Origin of the sequence: Apibacter mensalis (genome assembly GCF_001418685.1) — a bacterium.
GTDB classification, from domain to species: Bacteria; Bacteroidota; Bacteroidia; order Flavobacteriales; family Weeksellaceae; genus Apibacter; species Apibacter mensalis.
This window is the reverse complement of sequence record NZ_LIVM01000002.1, coordinates 255,527-272,191: the sequence shown is the minus strand read 5'-3', so window position 1 is coordinate 272,191 and position 16,665 is coordinate 255,527. Positions and strand designations below refer to the sequence as shown.

Annotated in this window: 13 protein-coding genes; 11 read left to right on the top strand and 2 right to left on the bottom strand. The window is 30.9% G+C overall.

All coding sequences use genetic code 11. The features are described from left to right. The first annotated feature begins 4 nt into the window (after positions 1-4). The 7 genes from ASC36_RS02495 (at position 5) to ASC36_RS02465 (ending at position 7,740) form a co-directional block, all read left to right on the top strand. Positions 5-1,633 (top strand): HsdM family class I SAM-dependent methyltransferase, encoded by a 1,629-nt coding sequence (locus tag ASC36_RS02495; RefSeq protein ID WP_055424902.1) that lies wholly within the window; start codon positions 5-7, stop codon positions 1,631-1,633. Continuing rightward, positions 1,626-2,876 carry a restriction endonuclease subunit S gene (locus ASC36_RS02490; protein ID WP_073961190.1) on the top strand — a complete coding sequence of 417 codons (1,251 nt, stop codon included), beginning with the start codon at positions 1,626-1,628 and terminating at the stop codon, positions 2,874-2,876. Before ASC36_RS02495 ends, ASC36_RS02490 begins: the two co-directional genes overlap by 8 nt. 578 nt (positions 2,877-3,454) lie before the next feature. Further along, complete coding sequence (locus ASC36_RS02485) at positions 3,455-4,066, top strand: outer membrane beta-barrel protein (RefSeq protein ID WP_055424901.1); 612 nt, start codon at positions 3,455-3,457, stop codon at positions 4,064-4,066. A 62-nt stretch (positions 4,067-4,128) separates the two neighbouring features. Then, entirely contained in the window at positions 4,129-4,776 is a 648-nt protein-coding gene (locus ASC36_RS02480) for a hypothetical protein (protein ID WP_055424900.1), read from the top strand. Between the two features lie 116 nt (positions 4,777-4,892). After that, entirely contained in the window at positions 4,893-6,542 is a 1,650-nt protein-coding gene (gene pgi, locus ASC36_RS02475; RefSeq protein ID WP_055424899.1) for a glucose-6-phosphate isomerase, read from the top strand. Positions 6,543-6,765: 223 nt separating this feature from the next. After that, positions 6,766-7,179 (top strand): hypothetical protein, encoded by a 414-nt coding sequence (locus ASC36_RS02470; protein ID WP_055424898.1) that lies wholly within the window; start codon positions 6,766-6,768, stop codon positions 7,177-7,179. Between the two features lie 39 nt (positions 7,180-7,218). Continuing rightward, positions 7,219-7,740: a Dps family protein gene (locus ASC36_RS02465; RefSeq protein ID WP_245630722.1), complete on the top strand. Its 522-nt coding sequence runs from the start codon at positions 7,219-7,221 to the stop codon at positions 7,738-7,740. Between the two features lie 52 nt (positions 7,741-7,792). Here the strand turns inward: ASC36_RS02465 and ASC36_RS02460 are convergent, their stop codons facing one another. Together ASC36_RS02460 and ASC36_RS02455 are read right to left on the bottom strand one after the other, a co-directional pair. Then, positions 7,793-8,587: an SDR family NAD(P)-dependent oxidoreductase gene (locus ASC36_RS02460; RefSeq protein WP_055424897.1), complete on the bottom strand. Its 795-nt coding sequence runs from the start codon at positions 8,585-8,587 to the stop codon at positions 7,793-7,795. Positions 8,588-8,704: 117 nt separating this feature from the next. Further along, positions 8,705-9,565: a hypothetical protein gene (locus ASC36_RS02455; RefSeq protein ID WP_055424896.1), complete on the bottom strand. Its 861-nt coding sequence runs from the start codon at positions 9,563-9,565 to the stop codon at positions 8,705-8,707. Positions 9,566-10,221: 656 nt separating this feature from the next. Here ASC36_RS02455 and ASC36_RS02450 point away from each other — a divergent pair. From ASC36_RS02450 to ASC36_RS02435, 4 genes are all read left to right on the top strand, one after another. After that, entirely contained in the window at positions 10,222-12,549 is a 2,328-nt protein-coding gene (locus tag ASC36_RS02450; protein WP_055424919.1) for a glycoside hydrolase family 3 protein, read from the top strand. 96 nt (positions 12,550-12,645) lie between these two features. Next, on the top strand, positions 12,646-14,907 hold the full coding sequence (locus ASC36_RS02445; protein WP_073961189.1) for a TonB-dependent receptor: 2,262 nt from the start codon (positions 12,646-12,648) through the stop codon (positions 14,905-14,907). A 134-nt stretch (positions 14,908-15,041) separates the two neighbouring features. After that, complete coding sequence (locus ASC36_RS02440; RefSeq protein WP_055424894.1) at positions 15,042-15,425, top strand: exonuclease/endonuclease/phosphatase family protein; 384 nt, start codon at positions 15,042-15,044, stop codon at positions 15,423-15,425. Positions 15,426-15,595: 170 nt separating this feature from the next. Then, positions 15,596-16,411, top strand: a complete 816-nt coding sequence (locus tag ASC36_RS02435; RefSeq protein WP_055424893.1) for a histidine phosphatase family protein — start codon at positions 15,596-15,598, stop codon at positions 16,409-16,411. Positions 16,412-16,665 lie beyond the last annotated feature (254 nt).

Genomic DNA, 16,665 nt, shown 5'->3' with positions numbered 1-16,665 from the left:
AAGTATGACACAAGATGTAAGTTTTTCAACAAAAACTAAACAGTTGATTGACAGCTTAAAAAATGTTTGTGCTAACTTTGGTTTGGGAAACGATGGGAATGAATTTAAAATCATTACGCAGGTCTTCCTCTACAAATATCTCAATGATAAATTTCGTTTCGAACTAAAGAAACAAAAACCCAAACTGGCTGAAGTTGAAAATTTAGTTCAATCATTGGCAGCAATGGAAGAGGAAGAGTATAATTTTTTATTGGCTGGATTAGATCCTAGCGTAGTACGACTAAAACCCCATCAATTGATTTCCTATCTATATAATAGGCAGAATAAAGACAATTTCGGAAAAACCTTTGACGATACCTTACGTCAAATCAGTGTAGAAAATGCTGATGTTTTTTCTATAAAATCCTCTTCAGGAGCTAAAGATAAATTATTTGATGAATTAAGTCAATTTATTACGGACCCTTCACAACGCGATGCATTTTGTCGAGCAATAATTAATAAGCTGTTCGAATTCAGCTTTGATGAGAGTTTCGAAGACTACTTTCAGGAAAAGTACGATTTCTTCAAAGACATTTTTGAATACCTGATTAGGGATTATAATTCTGACTCGGGCGGAAAATATGCTGAATATTATACACCTAATGCGGTAGCACGAATTATTGCTAATATTTTAGTAGCCGGGGATGTTAAACAAATACGATGCTATGATCCTAGCGTGGGATCAGGAGCTTTGTTAATGAGCCTTGCCCATAAAATAGGCGAAAACAACTGCACCATTTATTCGGAAGATATATCACAAAAATCGAGTACGATGTTACGGTTAAATTTAATATTGAACAATCTTACACACAGCATACCTAATGTAATAAAAACCAATACTATTACCCAACCGTTTTATCTTAATAAAAAATTTGATTATATTGTTTCCAATCCTCCTTTCAAACTCGATTTTTCCGATTTTCGGGACGAATTGGAAAAAGATAGTTTTAGAGAACGATTCTTTGCCGGAATTCCCAAAGTTCCCAAAGCCAAGAAAGAGTCGATGGCAATTTACCTGATGTTTATTCAGCATATCATGCATAGCCTGAATGAAACAGGAAAAGCAGCCGTTGTAGTACCCACCGGGTTTATTACCGCACAAAGCGGTATTGAGAAGAAAATACGTGAAGCGATGATTGGTCGTAAAATGTTGCGCGGAGTAGTAAGCATGCCGAGCAATATATTTGCCAGTACGGGGACGAATGTCAGTGTCTTGTTTTTAGATAAACAAGCCGATCCTAATAAAATAGTATTAGTAGACGCATCAAAACTGGGTAAAACTTTAAAGGAGGGTAAAAATCAACGCACTGTACTTATGCCTAATGAGGAGCAACGAATTATTGATGTAATGAATGAAAAACGTGCAGAAGAAGACTTTTCGGTTGTAGTTACAGCGGATGAGATTATAACAAAAAATTACTCATTCAGTGCAGGGCAATATTTCGAAGTAAAAATAAAATATGTGGATATTACGGCAGGAGAGTTTGCCGAAAAGATGAAAAGCTATACGGATACACTTGATTCGCTTTTTGCCGAATCACACCGTTTGGAAGAAGAAATTAAAAAACAATTGAGAGGGTTGAGGTATGAATGAATATAAGTTAAAAGATTTAATCCACATCCATAATGGAAGACCTTATGCACATTTGTCCGATGGAATTATTCCTGTATACGGAAGTGGAGGTATAATATGTTATGTAAATGAAGCTCTTTATGATCGGGAAGCGATTCTTTTACCTCGAAAAGGGACTTTAAATAACATTATGTACAGCAATCAGAAAATATGGGTTATTGATACAATGTATTATGCAACAACTAATAACAAAGCATGCCCGTACTATTTATACAGATATTTAGGTTTGCTCAACTTATCTCATTTAGATTCTGGATCTGCCTTGCCAAGCATGACTCAAGCTACTTATTATGATATTAAAGTTAAATTGCCAAATATCAAAACCCAGCAACGCATAGCCTCTGTTCTTTCTGCTTTAGACGATAAAATCGAGCTCAACAACCGCATCAATGCTGAATTAGAAGCGATGGCAAAAACGCTTTACGATTATTGGTTTGTGCAATTCGATTTTCCTGATGAAAATGGCAATCCTTATAAATCGTCAGGCGGAAAAATGGTGTATAGTGAAGAATTAAAACGAGAGATTCCTGAAGGATGGGAAGTGAAACAATTAAAAGGAAATGTAAAGTTTGAAAGGGGAATATCATATACTAGTAAAGAAATTGAAAATAATGATGGCATTCCTATGATTAATTTATCTTCAATTACAGTTGATAGAAAATATCGATCTAAATTAAAATTTTATTCCGGTAAAAATATCAATAAAAAAGTCTCATTTGGAGATATGTTGATTGCCTGTACTGATTTAACAAGAAATGCTGATATAATTGGCTCTCCTATATCTGTACCAAAAGAATACGAAGAATATGTATTTTCAATGGATTTGGCAAAAATGGAAATAATTACTGATAAATTAAAGCAAAACTATCTATACATGTCACTAATGACTGATTATTATCACAATTTTATAAAATGGTATGCTTCAGGAACAAATGTATTGCATTTAGATTTAAAAGGGATAGAATATTATCCTTTGTTATTTCCAAATATAGACATTCAAAAAAAATTTGCTTATAAAATTAAAATAATTGAAGAAAAAAAAGCTTTTATAATTAATGAAAACCAAAAACTCGCCTCCCTTCGCGATTGGCTATTGCCTATACTTATGAATGGGCAAGTAGGGTTTAAAGAAACCACTCATAAAGAAGAGATTATTAAATCACAGCAAAAAAAACAACACTTGGAGTTATTGTTATCTCAATAAAAATATATAATGAGAGTACTATGATAGACAACTATTTGGTAAACTTTTTTAATAGAAAAATTAAAATTTAAATTAACCTAATATAATCTATTTTCAATTTTTCATGTGCTGTACATAAAATTTTTAAAAAAATTTTATATATTCAATTTAATATACAATCGCATAAAAAGGCTTGAGTTTTTGCTTAAATAATTAATTTATTTTTTATTTTAATAAGATTTTTAGTAAATGAATTAAGATTTGTTTAAATGATAATTACCGATAAGTATAGTAAAAAAAATAAATTAAAGATCAAATTACTATATAAATTAGTATTTATTTATATTTGCATGCTAAATTTAAATCTCGTATATAAAAAATAAGACGAAAAAATGATGCAAAATTAGTTTAGTTGTATATTGATGTAATATAAATAAATAAAATATAAAATGTTTTTTTTAATAAAATGTTAATTTTGGCACGGTATTTAGTATATTTTTAAACGCGAAATTAGATAAATTTAGATTCTACTACGTTTTGAGTAGAAGAATAAAAATTAAATAAATTTTGAATTAAATTATTTTACAAAAAAGAAAATTATGAAAAAGTTAGTGTTGTTTGCAGCAGTAGTTTTTGGATTATCAACTATGAATGCACAAAAAAACAGTATTTTATTAGGGGGTAATGTAGGTTACAACCATACCGAAAACAAATTTGGAGGAAATTCAGGAAAACAAAAATTGGACACTTACGAATGGGCTCCATATTTAGGATATCAATTTACCGATAACTTAACCATTGGTGCAAAAGTTGCTTTTACAAAAGCTGATTTAGATAGTAAAGCTCTTCAAAATTCCGGATTAATTGATGGAGACACAAAGACTTCAAAAATAGGAGGTTTTATACGTTATTCACAACCATTAAGTGAAACCTTTGCAGTATATGCTGACTTAGGTGCAGGTTGGAAAGAGGAAAAAACTAAAGGATATGATAAATCAGCCAAATATGAAAATAAAGCAGATGGATTTTACATCGGATTTAACCCTGCTTTATTTATTAATTTCAAAAATAATTTTGGATTGAATTTTAGCATTGGTGGAGTTGAATATAACCACTTAAAAGAAAAAGGTAGTAAAAACAAATCAAATGGGGTTGATGTAACTTTTGGAAATGCGTTCAACATTGGTATTTCTAAAAACTTTTCACTATAATTCAAAAGTTATAGAGTAAAATTTTTAAACGAAAGTTATCTAACTAATTAAAAAGAAAAAGCATGAAAAAAATTATAATAGCAACCCTTACTCTTTTTAGTGTGTTGTCAACACAAGCTCAAAAGAATTCTATCCTTTTGGGTACAGACTTCAGCCTTAAAAGAGTAAATGGTTATAATGATGAAAAAACCAATAATGTTACATTCACACCGGTAATAGCTTACGAAGTAGCTGAAAATTGGTTTGTGGGAGCTAAAACCAGCTTATCTTTTGATAAACACACTTATTCAAATGCTACTATTTCAGCTTCAAGCATACAAGATAAATCGTATGAGACTAAAGTTGGTGGTTTTATTCGTTATTATAAACCTTTTAATGAAACCTTTGGTATGTATGCAGATCTAGGTGCAGGATATCAACAATATCGTTCAGATAGTAGAAAAACTCCTGGTAATTCAATTTACAACGAGGCAGACATGATAGTGGCAAATAGAGTTAGGGGATATGGATACTATATTGATTTTGCGCCAGCTCTATTTATTAACTTTAAAAACAACTTTGGTTTAAATGTGTCTTTTGGAGGAGTTGAGTGGAATGATACTAAAGAAAACGTGGCTTTAGATTACACAAATAATAACAAAAGCAAAGATTTTGATCTAACTTTTGGAAAATCTATTCACGTAGGAGTGACCAAAAAATTTAGTTTTTAAATAGTAAATTCAAAAAATTAATATAAAAAAACCTCTGATTTTTTCAGAGGTTTTTTTGTTGAAAACATGTGATAAATAAGTAAATTTGTTACTATTTAATATTAAATAAATCTATTATGGCATTATCTAAAATTAATCCTACCGAAACTCAAGCATGGCATTTATTAAAAGAACATTACGACCAAATAAAAGATAAACACCTTCGTCAGTGGTTTAATGAAGATCCACAAAGATTTGAAAAATTTTCAATTCAATTTAATGATCTTTTATTTGACTATTCTAAGAACAGAATAGATGAAAAAGCTTTGAAATTATTAATTCAGCTTGCAGAAGAAACCCATGTAAAAGAAGCTATTGAAAAGCAATTTAGTGGAGATAAAATAAATGAGACAGAAAATAGGGCGGTTTTACATACAGCGTTAAGAAACCGTAAAAATACACCGGTCTTGATTAACGGAGAAGATGTAATGCCTAAAGTAAATAGAGTCTTGTCACAAATGCAGAAATTTTCAGAGTCTGTAATTTCTGGAGAATGGAAAGGGTATACAGGAAAAGCAATTACAGATGTGGTTAATATAGGAATCGGCGGTTCTGACCTGGGTCCTTTAATGGTAGTAGAAGGATTAAAATATTATAAAACCAGATTAAATTTACATTTTGTATCCAATATTGACGGAACTCATATAGTTGAAACCCTGAAACCGTTAAATCCCGAAACAACTATGTTTATTGTTGCGTCAAAAACATTTACAACCCAAGAAACCATGACCAATGCGCAAACGGCAAAAGATTGGTTTTTGAAATCAGCTAAATTAGAGTCCGAAGTAGCAAAACATTTTGTTGCATTATCAACCAATCAAGAAGCAGTGACCCAATTCGGAATCAATAAAGATAATATGTTTGAATTTTGGGATTGGGTAGGGGGAAGATACTCTATTTGGTCAGCAATTGGACTTAGCATTTGCTTAGCTGTCGGTTACGATAATTTTACCGAATTATTAGAGGGAGGGAATGAAGTTGATTTACACTTCAGAAATACAAAATTTGATCAAAATATACCTGTAATTTTAGCCTTATTGGGTATATGGTATAATAATTTTTTCGGAGCTGAAGATGTTGCTTTACTTCCCTATGAACAGTATTTACATAGGTTTGCAGCTTATTTTCAACAAGGAGATATGGAGTCTAACGGTAAATATATAGATAGAAACGGTGATAAAATAGATTATCAGACAGGCCCAATAATCTTCGGAGAACCGGGTACTAATGGACAGCATGCCTTTTATCAATTGATACATCAAGGCACTAAGCTTATCCCTTGTGATTTTTTTGCAGGTGCCCGAACATTGAACCAAGTTTCGGATCACCATGAAAAGCTAATTTCCAACTTTTTTGCACAAACAGAAGCTTTAGCTTTCGGTAAAACAGAAGATACAGTTATTAAAGAATTAAAAGAACAAGGAAAAAGTGATGAAGAAATAAATAAACTAAAACCTTATAAAATATTTGAAGGAAACCGTCCAACCAATTCATTTTTGTACAAAATTTTAACACCCAAATTATTGGGGAAATTAATTGCTATTTACGAACAAAAAATATTTGTGCAAGGAGTAATATGGAATATATTTAGTTTCGACCAATGGGGGGTGGAATTAGGTAAGCAATTGGCAAACAAAGTTCTGCCTGAATTATCAGGAGATCAAAAAATTACAACTCATGATTCATCAACTAATGGATTAATAAATGCGTACAAAAAAATGAGATAAAAACATATATAAGCATTTAACTAGGAGATCGTCTAATGTTGGGCGATCTTTTTTATTTATAAATTAAGTAGATTACCAAGTAATTCCTTTAATTTAATAACAAGTATAATACAGGTTGATTAAAATAGTATAGAGTTAAATACTTTAGGTCTGATATTTGTATTTTATAGTTTACGAACCAAAAATTTAATAGTAATAAATAGAAGACTAAAAATTTAAAATTATGATTAAAGAACAAAATGTAGTGAAAAGCACTTACAACGACTCTTCAAAAAACAAAAAATTAGGTAAATTTTTTGGAGAAATTTTTTCATATAACAGTAGTTTAAAATTGTACCATTGGCAGGTAACCGGTAAAGGAAGTTATGCTGCACATATAGCCTTAGATCAGGCAATAGATTCAGTTTTAGATATTATTGACCGATTGGTTGAAACAGCTTATGCCCAATTTGGAGATATTGAAATCACTATAAAAGAAACTCCTACCCCTAAAGATATTATTAAAAATTGTGAGAATTTTTATCTATTACTTCAAGATGGTAGAGAATTATTTGTTGATGATTATGCATTGTCCATATTTGACGATTACCAAGAAGCTATACAACAATTATTATATAGATTAAAAAGATTACAGTAATTCTTCAAAGTATATTATAAACATAAACATAAATTTATTTTGAAAACAAAAACCAAAAAACCTGTGTCAGAAAAAGTCAGTCATATAGAAGCCAACATAGGACTTAGTGAAGATAATAAGCAATTAGTTTCGGATGGACTAAATAGGTTGCTAGCTAATGAATATTTTCTTTATACTAAAACTAGAAAATTTCATTGGAATGTGGAAGGCCCTCATTTCAGATCTATACATTTATTATTGGAAGATCAATATAAAGAAATAGCAGAGATAATTGATGAAGTAGCAGAAAGAATCAGAAAATTAGGTCATTATGCATTAGGTTCATTCAAACAATTTAGTGCAGTTGTAGACTTACTTGAACATGATGGGGAAGAAGTGGAAGATGAAAAAACAATACTGATGGAATTGTGTCAGGATCATGAGACGATTATACGCTTAATTCGATCAGAATTTATACCTACTGCTGATAAAAATAATGATGATGGAACAAGTGATTTTTTAACAGGAGTTATGGAACAACATGAATCAATGGCATGGATGCTTCGCGCTTCAACAAAATAACTATAAATTGAGTACACAAAAAAGCCTCTTTTTTTAAAGAGGTTTTTTGTTATTATAAACCGGAATATTTAGCTATAATTTTTTCAAACCACGTTTGTGGTATCATGAGTTTAACCCAGCGGGATAGTTTTTGAATTGCAGTTCCAAAATAATAATGGGGTTTTAATTTTTTTTCCTGGGTAAACAATTTTTCAATAAAGGGAGCAATAATATCAGGAGCTAAACCATTATTTACGTCATTATTCATATGAGTATAAACTTTTTCAAAATCTTTGATATAAACATTTGAAATTGAACTTTTAATTCTATGATCAGCTATATCGGTACGTATATCTCCTAAATTAATGGTGCATACCTCTATATCTGTATTTTTTAACTCATAACGTAGGGATTCTGTTATCATATCCAAGGCAGATTTAGAACCGGAATAAAAACCTCTGAAAGGTAAACCGATTTCACTACCTATAGAGGATATATTAAAAATTTTACCTTTATTAACCTTACGCATAATTGGTAAGACCTTTGAAATAAGATAGGTTGGGGCTGCAATATTTAATGTAAATAAATTTAAAATTTCATTTTTTGTAGCATTTTCAACCGGCCCGACCATACCTCTTCCTGCATTATTAATTAAAAGATCTATTTTAGAATTTTTAGCTAGAATTTGGTCAATAGCATCATCTACTTCCTTTTCATGGGTAATATCTGTAGGAATTGTTGAAAAATTTGCATTTGTGGGTACAGAACGGCTCAATCCGTAAACATTATATCCCTTTTCATATAAATAATTTCCCAATGCTAATCCTACTCCTGAAGAGGTTCCTGTAATTATAATTGTTTTAGACATTTTTGAAGTTTAATACTAAACAAAAATAAAATTAATTTAAAAGTCTTATTAAAAAAAAACAGGAAATGACATGAAGAACATTTCCTGTTTAAAAATTTTTACTAAAATTCATAAATTTTAAGTCAGCCTATGAGTACAAATGTAATCAATCAATCCATCAATAGGTCTTCTAATAGCTACACCCATTTTCATTCCATTTTCAGACAATTTTCTTTCTAATTCATCTTTTAAATAAAAACCAATAGATCCATTAAAATTGATGGGAATTTCAGTACAATTATCATACTGCTTTATATAAAAATCAATAAAAGTCTGTATTTGTTTATCGATTATTTGTCGGATAAATTCATGATCTTTGTTTTGAATAATAAATTTTGCAAATGTGGCAAGATATGCATTGGGATTAGGTTTTTTATACAAGTTATCTTTTATAAAATCTATGTCCATATTATACTCTTGAGATAATTTTACTGATAACTCATGAGGGAGTGTTTTAAAATTATAAGCTCGTATCAAATCAGCACCTAATTTATTTCCGCTGCAATCATCCATTAAAAAATATCCTAATGATAATACTTTTTGATGTAAAAGTTCTCCGTCGTAATAACTACAATTGGATCCGGTACCTAATATGCATACAATAGCTTGAGTTCCCGGAGGCGTAGTTGCATAGACAGCTCCATAGGTGTCTTCTTCTACAACAATTTCTTCAGCATTGGGGAAAGATTCTGTTAAAGCATTTTTAACGATATCTTTCATATTATCAGTTCCGCAACCTGCTCCATAGAAAAATATTTTCTTTACTGCTGGTTTATTTTGATAAATGTCAAATCGTTCATCTAATCTTTTAATCATTTCCTCTTTATTTATGGCTTCGGGACTTAAACCTTTAGTTTGTGTAGAGAATATGCGATTACCCTTAGTATCAATGGCAATCCAATCGGCCTTTGTTGCACCTGAATCTGCTAGAAGAATCATATTTTTTGTTTTTAATTTTAGTTATAGTATCAAAAGTACAAAATAAAAATATTTGTTATAAAAATATATATTCAATAAATGCAAATAAATTTATGTTGTATTGATTGTTTGGTACAGTAAATTTATTGCAAACAATAAAATGTATATACTTTGAATAAGTATTATTATAAGTGTTATTAAATATTTCTTTACATATTAAAATTAATAAAAGTTATAATTAAAATAGTAATTATTTATCAATAGTTGATTTATATCATATAAATAGGATATAAAAAATAAGTTAAAATAATACATAAACATATTTCATTTTATTAAACGTGAGTTATAATCTTTTATCTAAGTAAGAATGATAAATTGTTAAAAAATTAGCATTAAATGCTTTTATCATGTCAAATTTTTAAGATTAAAGAGTATTGAATACCTTATTTTAGTCTTAAATTAAGATAAAAATAACCATTTTGAAATATGATATTAGTCAATTGTGATATTGTTAATTATATGATAATGATTTATTTAAAAAACATATTAATTGTACTATGTTTCTACATTTTCCATAATTTATCTTATATTAGGATATTTAATTTATATTTGTAAAAACACGATAAATTTACATGTTTACAATATTCTTTTTAAAAAATAATTTAAATATTACATATATGAGAAGAAAGATTTTAACAATTTTAACAATCTTGTCTCTTTTTTTTTCAAAAGCACAGCAATTAAATTTTTTAGTGGTTGATAATGGCAATGGCGTTAAGTTAGGGTATTCACCCTTATCGGGAGTAAAAATTTTAACTATTGATGGATTGAAATTTAAAGACCTTAATAAAAATGGCAAACTTGATAAGTATGAAGATTGGAGATTGTCCATTGATGAAAGAGCAAAAGATTTAGCTCAAAAAATGTCATTGGAGCAAATAGCAGGATTAATGCTATACAGTATTCATCAAGCTATTCCATCAAATGATAGTGGATTTGGATCCGGGAAATATAATGGAAAACCGTTTTCTTTAAGCGGTGAGCAACCATGGGTATTATCTGATGAGCAACGAACTTTTCTTAAAAAAGATAATTTGAGACACGTTTTAATAACCTCTGTAAAAAGTCCTGAAATCGCAGCTCGTTGGAATAATCAAATGCAAGCTTTTGTTGAAGGAATAGGCTTAGGAATTCCAGGAAATACCAGTTCAGATCCAAGACATTCAGCATTGGCTACCGGAAATACAAAAGCGGAATTTAATGCCGGTGCAGGAGGAGATATTTCCATTTGGCCAGACGGTTTAGGGTTAGCTGCAACTTTTGATCCTTCTGTTGTGCGTAAGTTTGGAAATATTGCCGCACAGGAATATAGAGCATTGGGAATAACAACAGCTTTATCTCCACAAATTGACTTAGGAACAGAACCAAGGTGGTATAGAATTTATATGACATTTGGAGAAAGTCCTGAACTTTCTGCAGATATGGCAAGAGCTTATATTGATGGGTTCCAAACATCTTTTGGTAAAGATGAGATTATTGACGGATGGGGATACAAAAGTGTTAATGCCATGGTAAAACACTGGCCAAGCGGTGGACCTGAAGAAGGTGGGCGTGATGGGCATTGGGCATTTGGTAAATTTGCAGTTTATCCTGGAAATAATTTTGAAACTCATTTAAGACCATTTGTGGAAGGGGCATTCAAATTAGATGGTAAAACTTCCCAAGCATCAGCAGTTATGCCTTATTATACAATTTCTTATAATCAATCAAAAGACGGGAGTAATTATGCTAATGGATTTAATAAATATATAATTACTGATTTATTGAGAGAAAAGTTTGGATATGATGGAGTATTATGTACCGATTGGTTAATTACTGCAAACGAAGGTAAAACCCCTGATGAATTTAAGGGAAAGCCTTGGGGCGTTGAGAATAAAACAATATCTCAGAGACACTATATTGCTTTAATGGCAGGGATGGATCAATTTGGAGGTAATAATGATATAGAACCCGTTCTTGAAGCGTATAAAATGGGACTTAAGGAGCATGGAAAATCATTCATGAGAAAACGTTTCGAGCAATCAGCAGTTAGGCTTTTAAAGAATATATTCAGATTAGGTTTATTTGAGAACCCTTACTTAGATGTGACTGAAAGTACCAAGTTAGTAGGAAATCCTGAATTTATGAAGGCAGGATATGAAGCACAAATAAAATCAATAGTTTTATTAAAAAATAAAGCCAATATTTTACCGATTAAAAGTAGAAAAACCGTATTTATTCCAAAGAACTATTATCCATCTACAAAAGATTGGTGGGGTGATTGGTCAACCTCTAGTCTGGATTATCCTATAAATTTAGAATTAGTAAAGAAATATTATAATGTAACAGAAGATCCTAAAAAAGCCGATTTTTCAATAGTATTTGTATCAAGCCCTTATAGCAATAATGATGGTGGAGGTTATGATGGTAACGATAGAAAAAATGGAGGCAATGGATATGTCCCTATTTCATTACAATATAATAGCTACACAGCTACCCATGCTCGGGATCATAGTCTTGCTGCAGGTGATCCGGTTATAGACCCCTCTATCAAAGACCGCTCATATAAAGGAAAAACTGTAAACGTATCCAACGCAATGGATTTGCAAACAATTCTAACTACTAAAAATCAAATGGAAGACAAACCGGTAATAGTAGTAGCGAATATCAGCCGCCCTATGGTCTTCAATGAATTTGAGAATAGGGTGGAAGGGATCATCGCACGTTTTGGTGTTGGTGAACAAGCGGTAATGGATATCATTTCCGGTAAATATGAACCATCCGGATTATTACCATTACAAATGCCGGCAAATATGTTTACTGTAGAGAATCAGAAAGAAGATGTACCCTTTGATATGGAGTGTCATCAAGATACTGAAGGGAATGTATATAACTTCGGATACGGATTGAATTGGAAAGGAGTAATTAAAGATGAAAGGACCGCAAAATATGGTATAAAAAAATAGATATACTACTAGATACAGCTTTGCTAAAAGTATTAAAACAAAATTATGATGATGTAAAATTATAATCTAACTAAAACCACAAAAAATATATTAAGTATGGGAAGAGCAGTGAAGTCTCTTAGTGCTTTTGCTATTGTTTCTATTATGAATTTGATACATGCACAAGAGAATAAATCTGATAGTTTACGAGTTAAAACAGATTTAAAAAAAGATCAGAACACATCTGTGATGCTGAACGCATCAGCCGATAATGGACCAAGAAACGTAAATATTGGATTACCGGCCAGTGTGGGAGGAACCACCATTTTAGAAAACGGATTACCGGTTGTAATGGATTATGTTGTACAGATGCCGGTAAGAGCGTGGCGGTCGGATTCTAGTTTTGAGAGACTGGAGGTTCAAGATGTTGCAAAAACCGCCTTAAGTGTCGGGGATGTAGGTGTATCAGTAAATACGTATACTAATAAAGGTACAGATAAACTACAAGGTAAAGGTGAATTTGTTACCAATTCATACGGATTATTAAGGGGAAGCTTCAATGTAAGCGGACCCATGAAAAATGGATTTTATTATTCGGTTAGCGCTTATGCTAATATGGATCCAGGAACATTTACGTCAGCCTTTTCACAATTTTTAGATAAGACCCAAATTTATAAAGTATTTGTAAATAAAAAATATTATGACGGAAAAGGAGAAATTGGAGTACAATACAAATTTGTAAGTTCTCAATCTATTTCAACTAAACAAAATCCGTATTACTATCGTTCTAATGGAAAAGTAGATGCTGTGGAAGGTTTTAAATTGGGCAGAGATTCCTATTTGGAAAAATCCGGATTGGTGCATTATATAAACCCCCTTACTGGTGAATATACTACCAAAGATATAGTGAAAGGCAGTGGAGCAGAGAACCATATCTTTGATATTATAGGTAAAAATAATTTTAACAATGGAATGAAGCTGAATTATATTTTAAGGTATCAGTATGCAGAATCAGGATATTTTAATCCATATTATTCTTCAATAGGTAATCCTGTAGAAGGTAAGACCCGTTTCCGTTATGCAGATTCCGATAATATTTACAATGGAAAAGTACAATCAGTTTTGATGCTTTTTACTCCACGAGTTCCCTTCAATACTTATATGAGCCGTGTAGAATTAAGCAAAAAATATACTAAGCATAATTGGAACATTGGATTTAATGAATGGTATTATCATGTTAAAAACTATAATACTGCATCTTATTCATATTATCATGAAGTAGTACCAAATCCATCTCTTTTAATACAGGAAAATTACGACCCTCTTACCGGCATTTGGTCCCCAAGAAAAGGTTCTGACCAATTTGGAGGGTATAATCATAACGGGGTTATGCAATACTATACCGGAGGAGAAAATAAAATGGCGATTTATGGAACCGAAAAATGGACTCCATCCGATAAAATTGAAGTAGGAGGAGGCGTGAGATTGGAATGGCAAAACATTAATGGGAAATGGTATAAAGGAGAAGATAGAAAATTATCAGGTACTAATTGGGTATCCGGAAATAAAACAAAAGTTAAAAAGGATTGGATAAATAAAACTTTTACAGTTAATGCTCTATGGAAAATTATTCCTTCATTTGGACTTCAAGGAGAAGCAACCTATTCTGAATTAGGTGGCAAATTAAGTAATTATGCAGGTTCCGACGATCCGGGAATAAAAAAATCTAAAATACCCGGAGCTTCTTTCGGGGCATATTTTAATCATTCCTTAGTAAGAGTAGTATCCAAAGTTACCTACATCCAGAGAAGTAATTTTATGAATAATTCCACTTTTACCAATCCTAAAGATCCAACCGATTACATGAAAAAAACTATAAGTTATGATGTAAAAACCATAGGATGGACTACAGATGCATTGGTTACACCGTTAAAAAATTTTCAATTACATATATTATTCACCCTTCAAAACCCTGAATACAAAAATTACAAATTTGAAGCGTATGACATTAAATATGATTATGATGGAAATATAGCCAGAAGTGTATCTAAAACCATTATAGAACTAGATCCAAGCTATAGTTGGAAGAAAATTAAGTTTTGGGGTAGTGCGCGTTATTTTAGTAAAGAATATGCAAATTATACCAATTCTTTATTTTTTGCAGGACGATGGGAAACATTTGCGGGTATAGATTATAAATATAACAGTAATCTGAGCTTTGGGGTTAGTGCAGTTAATTTATTAAATCAAAGTGGAGCACAGGGCTCTATATCCGGAACCAATACTGCTGTAGATCCTGCCCCTTATTATAATAAACCAGTGGCAGGTACCTACATCCGGCCATTCACCCTAGAATTTAAAACTAAATTTAAATTCTAAAATACATATTGAATTTATTGCAAATATTAGTGGTTTTTTTTACAATTTCTCTAATTCTTTTAAGCTATGTCCAAGCATAAGGCTATATCGAAAATAAATTCAGGAATCTGATTAACTATAATGTTTATTAGAGAATGATACAGAATTTAACAAAATATATATCCAAAGTTGCAGAATGGATTGGAAAACAAGATTCGGATATTTCGCATTTACAGGAAAGTAAAGGATTTATAGCCGGGATTTATGAATTTATTCCAAAAGGAGCGAATTTGAAAAATTTAAGGAAGTTAATCGAAAATTATGGGAATTCTTATTATGTCATTGTTAGAGAGCTATCAAATGATGGATTTGTAACTTTTCCGGAAACTATAAATTCAAAATACCCGATAGTGAATCTATATCGGGTATTAGATTATGATATTCGTGATTTTATAGAAGTAGAAATTGAAGGATTTCATTTAATAGAAAGTTTTTTTACCCTTTTTCAACTCAAAAAAGAGGGTGTAAAGCAGACCTAATTTTAGCAACAAAAAAAATCAAATTCGTTTCATGATAAATGTTTATTTATGTAAGATTTTAATTCAACTTCTGTATTGAATAAAAGGATATATAAAGATAACAAGTTTAGAGACTTTGTACGGAAAAACAGAAAGAAAATTAATTAAATAAAAAAATAAAATGTAAATAAATGAAAAAATCTGTACTACAAAAATTTAAATTAATAGCTCTGATGCTATTGACCCTATCAATTAGCCCACAAGTTTCTGGGCAAAATAAAAAAACATCAAAACAAAATAATACGGTAGTTCTATATGTTACCCGGCATGGGAAGACCATACTCAATACCATGGATAGAGTACAAGGTTGGGCAGACACCCCTTTAACCCCGGAAGGAGTGGAAGTAGCTAAATTTCTAGGGTTAGGAATAAAAGATGTAAACTTTAAAGCTGCTTATTCAAGTGATCTAGGACGAGCCAGACAAACAGCTCGTATAGTATTAGATACTAAAGGGCAGCAAAACTTAGGGATAACCGAAGTACCCCAATTAAGAGAAACTAATTTTGGAAGTTATGAAGGAGACTTAAATTCAAAAATGTGGGGAGATGCAGCTTTATATTTACACTATAAATCATCAAAAGAACTTTTTGCCGATATGTCAAAAAATCCTGAAATATTGAAAAGAGCAATGAATACTTTTAAAACATTGGAAACATTAGGAATTGGAGAAAATTATGAAGATGTTAAAGCAAGAGGTCAAAAAGCCATTCGTGAAATAGCTGAAAAGGAATATTTAACGGGAGGTGGAAACATACTGGTAGTGGCTCATGGAATGGCTATAAGCGTTTTTCTTTCTGATTTAGACAGTGGCGGTAAAAAAATATCCGGAACGCACATGGGTAATGCAGCTGTATCTAAAGTAATATATAAGGACGGTAAGTTTACGATAGAATCCTTTGGAGATATGAGTTATGTTGAAAAAGGTAAACAGGTATTAGGTAAATAAAAATTAATTGATGATTAAGGGATAACCAAATTATACTGTTTTGTTAATAATTGAATAAGATGTTTTTATATGCAAGCATATAGTAGTATAAATATTTTAATTTACCTGTAAAACATAATTTTCATATAAAAATATAATTGAATCAGTTTATAAAATTTTAGTGCTTGCTTGATACTGTAATTATTCATCTATTTCAATAAACATTAAACTCTATAATTCATAAATAAGTAGAAAATATAACCACTGAACCACTG

Excerpts from the sequence above, each read along its gene's own strand:
- ASC36_RS02455 (WP_055424896.1), bottom strand. The coding sequence starts at position 9,565 with ATGATTCTTCTAGCAGATTCAGGTGCAACAAAGGCCGATTGGATTGCC.
- ASC36_RS02485 (WP_055424901.1), top strand. The coding sequence starts at position 3,455 with ATGAAAAAGTTAGTGTTGTTTGCAGCAGTAGTTTTTGGATTATCAACT.
- ASC36_RS02480 (WP_055424900.1), top strand. The coding sequence starts at position 4,129 with ATGAAAAAAATTATAATAGCAACCCTTACTCTTTTTAGTGTGTTGTCA.
- ASC36_RS02495 (WP_055424902.1), top strand. The coding sequence starts at position 5 with ATGACACAAGATGTAAGTTTTTCAACAAAAACTAAACAGTTGATTGAC.
- ASC36_RS02440 (WP_055424894.1), top strand. The coding sequence starts at position 15,042 with ATGATACAGAATTTAACAAAATATATATCCAAAGTTGCAGAATGGATT.
- ASC36_RS02450 (WP_055424919.1), top strand. The coding sequence starts at position 10,222 with ATGAGAAGAAAGATTTTAACAATTTTAACAATCTTGTCTCTTTTTTTT.
- ASC36_RS02460 (WP_055424897.1), bottom strand. The coding sequence starts at position 8,587 with ATGTCTAAAACAATTATAATTACAGGAACCTCTTCAGGAGTAGGATTA.
- pgi (WP_055424899.1), top strand. The coding sequence starts at position 4,893 with ATGGCATTATCTAAAATTAATCCTACCGAAACTCAAGCATGGCATTTA.
- ASC36_RS02435 (WP_055424893.1), top strand. The coding sequence starts at position 15,596 with ATGAAAAAATCTGTACTACAAAAATTTAAATTAATAGCTCTGATGCTA.
- ASC36_RS02490 (WP_073961190.1), top strand. The coding sequence starts at position 1,626 with ATGAATGAATATAAGTTAAAAGATTTAATCCACATCCATAATGGAAGA.
- ASC36_RS02445 (WP_073961189.1), top strand. The coding sequence starts at position 12,646 with ATGGGAAGAGCAGTGAAGTCTCTTAGTGCTTTTGCTATTGTTTCTATT.
- ASC36_RS02470 (WP_055424898.1), top strand. The coding sequence starts at position 6,766 with ATGATTAAAGAACAAAATGTAGTGAAAAGCACTTACAACGACTCTTCA.